Annotated in this window: 7 protein-coding genes and 4 tRNA genes; all 11 read right to left on the bottom strand. The window is 42.7% G+C overall.

All coding sequences use genetic code 11. The features are described 5' to 3' along the window. Positions 1 to 414: GTP-binding protein (locus tag ACGHAV_RS16890; protein WP_390376072.1), on the bottom strand; the 414-nt coding region annotated here is incomplete at its 3' end. A 67-nt stretch (positions 415 to 481) separates the two neighbouring features. Next, positions 482 to 557: transfer RNA gene (locus ACGHAV_RS16885), tRNA-Thr, on the bottom strand. A gap of 7 nt (positions 558 to 564) precedes the next feature. Further along, positions 565 to 639 (bottom strand) — tRNA-Gly (locus ACGHAV_RS16880). A gap of 33 nt (positions 640 to 672) precedes the next feature. After that, positions 673 to 757, bottom strand: a tRNA-Tyr gene (locus ACGHAV_RS16875). A 7-nt stretch (positions 758 to 764) separates the two neighbouring features. Further along, positions 765 to 840: transfer RNA gene (locus tag ACGHAV_RS16870), tRNA-Thr, on the bottom strand. A gap of 120 nt (positions 841 to 960) precedes the next feature. Beyond that, positions 961 to 1,722, bottom strand: coding sequence for a type III pantothenate kinase (locus ACGHAV_RS16865; RefSeq protein ID WP_390383353.1), 762 nt, complete (start codon positions 1,720 to 1,722; stop codon positions 961 to 963). Further along, complete coding sequence (gene birA, locus ACGHAV_RS16860) at positions 1,712 to 2,698, bottom strand: bifunctional biotin--[acetyl-CoA-carboxylase] ligase/biotin operon repressor BirA (RefSeq protein WP_390383350.1); 987 nt, start codon at positions 2,696 to 2,698, stop codon at positions 1,712 to 1,714. Before birA ends, ACGHAV_RS16865 begins: the two co-directional genes overlap by 11 nt. Beyond that, entirely contained in the window at positions 2,695 to 3,708 is a 1,014-nt protein-coding gene (gene murB, locus ACGHAV_RS16855; RefSeq protein ID WP_390383347.1) for a UDP-N-acetylmuramate dehydrogenase, read from the bottom strand. Before murB ends, birA begins: the two co-directional genes overlap by 4 nt. Before the next feature lie 112 nt (positions 3,709 to 3,820). After that, complete coding sequence (locus ACGHAV_RS16850) at positions 3,821 to 3,976, bottom strand: hypothetical protein (protein ID WP_390383344.1); 156 nt, start codon at positions 3,974 to 3,976, stop codon at positions 3,821 to 3,823. A gap of 18 nt (positions 3,977 to 3,994) precedes the next feature. Further along, positions 3,995 to 5,557, bottom strand: coding sequence for a methyl-accepting chemotaxis protein (locus ACGHAV_RS16845; protein WP_390383341.1), 1,563 nt, complete (start codon positions 5,555 to 5,557; stop codon positions 3,995 to 3,997). A gap of 59 nt (positions 5,558 to 5,616) precedes the next feature. Further along, a partial coding sequence (locus tag ACGHAV_RS16840; protein ID WP_390383338.1) for a hypothetical protein occupies positions 5,617 to 5,838 on the bottom strand: 222 nt, incomplete at its 5' end.

Genomic DNA, 5,838 nt, shown 5'->3' with positions numbered 1-5,838 from the left:
GCACTTGTTCATGAATACGATGATGTAAGGAATACCAACCTGACGACCAAGTAGGATGTGCTCACGAGTCTGTGGCATAGGGCCATCAGTCGCAGCAACTACTAGGATACCACCGTCCATCTGAGCAGCACCAGTGATCATGTTTTTAACGTAATCAGCGTGTCCTGGGCAGTCTACGTGTGCGTAGTGACGAGTTGGAGTGTCATATTCTACGTGTGAAGTAGAAATGGTGATACCACGTGCTTTCTCTTCAGGCGCGTTATCGATTTGATCGAATGCCTGAGCGTTACCGCCGTAAGTTTTAGAAAGAACTGTAGTGATAGCTGCAGTTAGGGTAGTTTTACCGTGGTCAACGTGGCCGATTGTACCCACGTTTACGTGGGGTTTCGTACGTTCAAACTTTTCTTTTGCCATTTCTATTATCCCAGCAAAGTTACATTAAAAAATTTATGAAATTTTACATGAGCTGGGGAGAAATTACTGGTGCTGATAGGCAGATTTGAACTGCCGACCTCACCCTTACCAAGGGTGCGCTCTACCAACTGAGCTATATCAGCACTGATTTGGAGCGGGCAGCGGGAATCGAACCCGCATCATCAGCTTGGAAGGCTGAGGTAATAGCCATTATACGATGCCCGCAATCCTAATTCTCTGGCCACCTCATAAAGAAAGTGGTGGAGGGGGCAGGATTCGAACCTGCGAAGGCTGAGCCGGCAGATTTACAGTCTGCTCCCGTTGACCGCTTGGGTACCCCTCCAGATTGATGGTGCCGACTGCCGGAATCGAACTGGCGACCTACTGATTACAAGTCAGTTGCTCTACCAACTGAGCTAAGTCGGCACTACATCAAGTGGGTGCGCATTCTAGAGTAATGATTTACTCAGTGCAAGTGTCTTTTTGAAAATTTTTCAATTTTCTTTCTGACCGATTTCTTAACCAATCAGAAACTTACGTCGATGCTTACTGTAACAGTTCACTTCGAGCGTAGCGGGCAAGACCCTGCATCACCAAATGAGCGAGGCGCATATTATCAGCGGATTTTAAGAATGCAAACACTTTTTTGTCTCCACCCCCTAAAATCACATCAAAATCGGATCGTTTGCTTGATATGTAATCAACCGCGCTCAAATAAACACCATAAACAGCTGCGTGGCATCCTGTGGCCACACATTCTTCAGTGTCATTACCTACACCAAAGGTGGTCGGAATTTCATCGTTTGCGAACACTTTTTTAGTTGAAGCAACTAGTGCGTCTCTCATTACATGAAAGCCTGGCACTATCCAACCGCCTAAATGTTGACCATCTACGACAAAATCTACCGTTATGGCCGTTCCAACATCCATAACAAAAAAGGCTTTTTTTGATTTTTCTGCTGCGCAAATCATTGCAAGCCATCTATCAACGCCCATTTTTTGTTCGTTGGCGTAACTATTTTTTATGCCAAAGGCTTCTTTTTCGGTGTGCTTTTCTACAAAAATAATATTTCTGTTTAAACACATGGCTGAAATTTCATCAACCCATTCTTTATTTCGCACCGAAGCAACATATAAATGTGAGACTTTTTCCTGTTTATCAACAAAAGAAAATAAAGAAGCGACATCTTCACATCCAGTTGGCTCATTTTCAGCATCGCTTAACAACGTATATTTTATACGAGTGTTACCAATATCCACTAAAACGACATTTTTTTCGTTTATATGGGTTTGCGAATTAGTTACCACGTAGGCTTACCTCACCACCGTGGAAGCGTGTAATGCCATCTTGCGTTTCAACAAGCAGTGCACCACTAGCATCAACGCCTCTATCAATACCAGAAAAACGCTTTTCTCCCATCTGCAGCACAATGCGTTTATCTGCATAAAGGTCTAACGCTTCCCAATAAGGTGCGAAAGGTCCAAAGCCCTGTTGAGTGAATTTCGGTAAATACGACCATAGCGATTTAATTATTTCAGCTGCTAGCGCATTTCTATCCGGTGTTTGCCCTAGAAAACTGGCTAGGTCACTGTGCGGCTGACCAACGTCATATTGACTATCTGGTACGCATACGTTTAAACCAATGCCAATTACACAATGTGCAGTGGCACCAATTTGCCCCTCCACTTCAATTAACACGCCAGCTAACTTCTTTCCTTGCAGGTATATATCGTTTGGCCATTTTAATTCGGCATCGTCTACACCGAACTCTTTTAATGCATCACATACAGCAAGACCTACTAATAACGAAAGCCCGGCCATACTTTGATATCCATCAGGAAAAGACCAATACATCGAAAAAGTAAGGCTGCCACCAACAGGCGCTAACCAAGAACGACCGTGTCGCCCTCTCCCTGCTGTTTGGATTTCTGCAAAAATAACATCGCCGTCGGCAAGGTCTTCTCTATTATTTGCTATGCGTTTTTTTAATTCGGTATTTGTAGATGGCAACACTGATTCAACATCAATCATTGCACGCTTTGTGTTACCTAAATGCTTTTTAATGCTGTCTGCACTTAACAATGGGAATCCTCGCTCTAAACGATAGCCCTTACCTTTCACTTTAAATACATCCAGCCCCCAGTCTGCTAACTGAGATATATGCCCTGCAACTGCGGTGCGCGATAGCCCAACCTGCTGTGCAATGGTTTCTCCTGAATGAAATTGTCCGTCGGCCAGTAACGCTAAAATATGCTTTCTTATTGCTTTTGATGCTTGTCTCATAGCGAAATAAGTCCCTTGCTGCCCATAAGGCGTACTTCTGGTTCTAGTTTTATAGCGAATTTATCGTATACAGTGGCGATAATATCGCTAGCCATTGCGATGACATCTTTTCCTTTCGCGCCACCCAAATTAGTCAACACTAGTGGTTGGGTTGGATGACAGCGCACCTGATTAAGCGTGGCACCTTTAAAACCCGATTGGTCGATTAGCCAGGCAGCAGGTATCTTAACGAATTCATCGCTACTTTGAACATCGGATGAGGGCACAACGAAGTGAGGTACAGTATCGTATTGTTTACTTATATTAGCTAACACCGACATAGGCACCACTGGGTTTTTGAAAAAGCTACCTGCATTCCCAAGCAAAGAAGGGTCGGGTAGTTTCTGTTGGCGAATTTCAATAACCTTATAATAGATGGATTCGGGGGTAGGTGTTTCTAATGCAGCTAATTCACCATATGACGTAACCAGCGTATGTGCTTTGGGTAATTTAAAATTAACGTGTGTAATAAGCACTTTGTTAGCGAGCGCATTTTTAAAAATACTGTCTCTGTATCCAAAGGCGCAATCGTTGTTTTTAAGCTTCGTCTTTTCACCAGTATCTAAAACAACGATTTCAACTGTGTCTATAAACGCATTAACTTCAATGCCGTAAGCACCAATGTTCTGTATAGGGCTCGCACCAACTGAACCAGGAATAAGCGCTAGGTTCTCTAACCCATACCACTGATTTTCTAAACACAAGGTAACAAAGTCGTGCCAGTTCTCACCTGCCCCTACGCGCAGATAATGATAGCTTTCATCATCAAAATGACTGATGCCTTTGATCTCATTAACCAGCACTGCGCCTTGAAAGTCTTCAGTAAAAATAGAGTTACTGCCACCGCCAAGTAAATAGACAGTCTCATGCGAGTTATAAAGAGAAAGAAACGAAGGAATGTCAGAAAAGGCATGGATTGATGCGCAGTTGGCATCTAGTCCAAACGTACTATAACGCTTTAGTGAAGGCATAAACTTTTATATACGACTAACAATTTATTAATGGTATGGGATGCAAGCCACAAATAAAAGCGTAAAACACAGAATATAGGCAACTACTGTAGCGATAACTGCGTAAGATATTTCAGTTAGCTTCTAGTTCACTAACATGTAATACCATCCAACCATTTATATAGATGTTTCTAGGGCGCCTTGCATCGTAGATAGCACCAGATGACACTAATGTGCCAAGTCGTGCTTTCGACACTACCAATGTATCGGGCCGGTAATAGTTTCTCATTAATAGCGCACTAAGATATCACTGTTCCACAGCTTTATAACCTATGCGAAACCCACCCCAATGTTTGCCGTTGACATAAATTGGTGCCGATAAGTCATGCATAATTTCCCCTGTATCGCGCTTATAAGTTTGTAGCAAGAAGGTCGAAGTATTGCTGCCACAACGACTACCGGTATTGTCATCAAATATGCGTTTTGTTCTGTTATTTGCCAAATCCGTATCGTAGTTGCCTGTTAGAGGCTGACTAAATTTTTTATTGTGGGTAGGAAAGTATCCGTTCTTATCAACCGCACCGGCATAAATTATAAAGCTATGTGTTTGTAATAAAGGCTCTTGAATATCAGGGAGCACGTTGTCGGTGAATTTATCGAAAGGTGTGGTGTGCTTAACAGGGTTGGTGTTCACAATAGGCTTATAGTCAAAGCTAAAAAGGTTTGCTTCTGATATCTCGCCTTGCAATATCGCTTGCTCGAATCGTTTACCTATTGCCTTGGCTGCATTAACTGCAATGTCCCTTACTTCACTATTTCTATCATTTACATCAAAGTTTTCTAGAAGCCTAAATATGTCCTCTGCTTGGCTACTTAATGAAAGCGCCTGAGTAGATACATCAGTTAGATCCAGCCCTAACTTTTCAGTAGTGGTGTGCAGTTGAAGAATATTTTTGCTTATACCTGCACTATGTTCGGCATTCACTTCAACCATTGACTGCATAGCCCCCATCGATTCGCGTGCTTTTGTAGAAAGCACACTGGAATGTGAGATAGCATCTTCGCAAACTTGCAGCGTTGTGTTCATAGTATCACTGGAATTAAGTACTGTTTCCATCGTTGCAACTGCAGCCTGACTGCTTGCATTCATGTCTTTTAGTAGACTCTCTATTCCTGAAGTCGCATCAGTTGTCTTCTTTGCAAGTTCCCTCACCTCATCAGCAACAACAGCAAAACCACGTCCCTGTTCTCCCGCCCTTGCAGCCTCAATAGCCGCATTAAGCGCTAGCATATTGGTTTGGTCAGCCAATTGGTTAATGGTATTGGTTATGGTGCTTATCCCCTCAGCTTTGCTTTTTAATGCAGTAAGCGCTTCAGATGACGCATTTATGTTTACAACCAGTTGCTGTTGTTGGCTTAATACTTCTCTCAAAGACGTACTTCCGAGCTGGGTTTTTTCGTCAGATTCGTTCATAGAAGATGACGCAGTTTTAGCAAGATCATCTAATTGGGTTGAAGACGCCTCTAACTCCTGGAGTCTGCCACTCATTTCTCCGATATTAGATACCTGCTCTTTGAATGCCTTTGATAACTGCTCTAAAAAGAAAGAAATAGATGCGCTACCGATAGCAATATTACTCGCTGCACGACTTACCATCGTGGCATCATTTCTGCTCGCTGTTTTATTATCATCGCTAACTGCTGCTGTGTTCGGAGATACGCTATGGTTTTGGAAAAACTTACCCATAGCAACAGCCGCGATAAGAACAGATAAAAACAAAATACTTGTTGAAACTAGTACATGTATCGTCATAAACGACGTAACAACATTAACGATAGCGGCTATTGTTGCTATTACGAAATACGCCATCACGCCCACTTTACATTAATTTAACATTAGGAGAATGTAGATAGGTTTTAGTGATTTATCTATAAGCGGATAGTATTAAAAAGGAAATTAATCGATAAACGACAGAAACTATGAATAACACAAACAAAAAAGCCCTTGTCGTCAGACAAGGGCTTTTCGGAATTGGGACCTGGCAGTGTCCTACTCTCACATGGGGGTGAAGAACGCTGCACCGCAGGTGCATGACGAATGCCTAGTGGCATGCGGCAAGTGATGAACGGTCGAGCTCTGCGAGACCATGT

The sequence above is a fragment of the Alteromonas sp. MTD1 genome (assembly GCF_042848195.1).
GTDB lineage: Bacteria > Pseudomonadota > Gammaproteobacteria > Enterobacterales > Alteromonadaceae > Alteromonas.
This window is presented reverse-complemented; position numbering and strand designations above follow the sequence as displayed.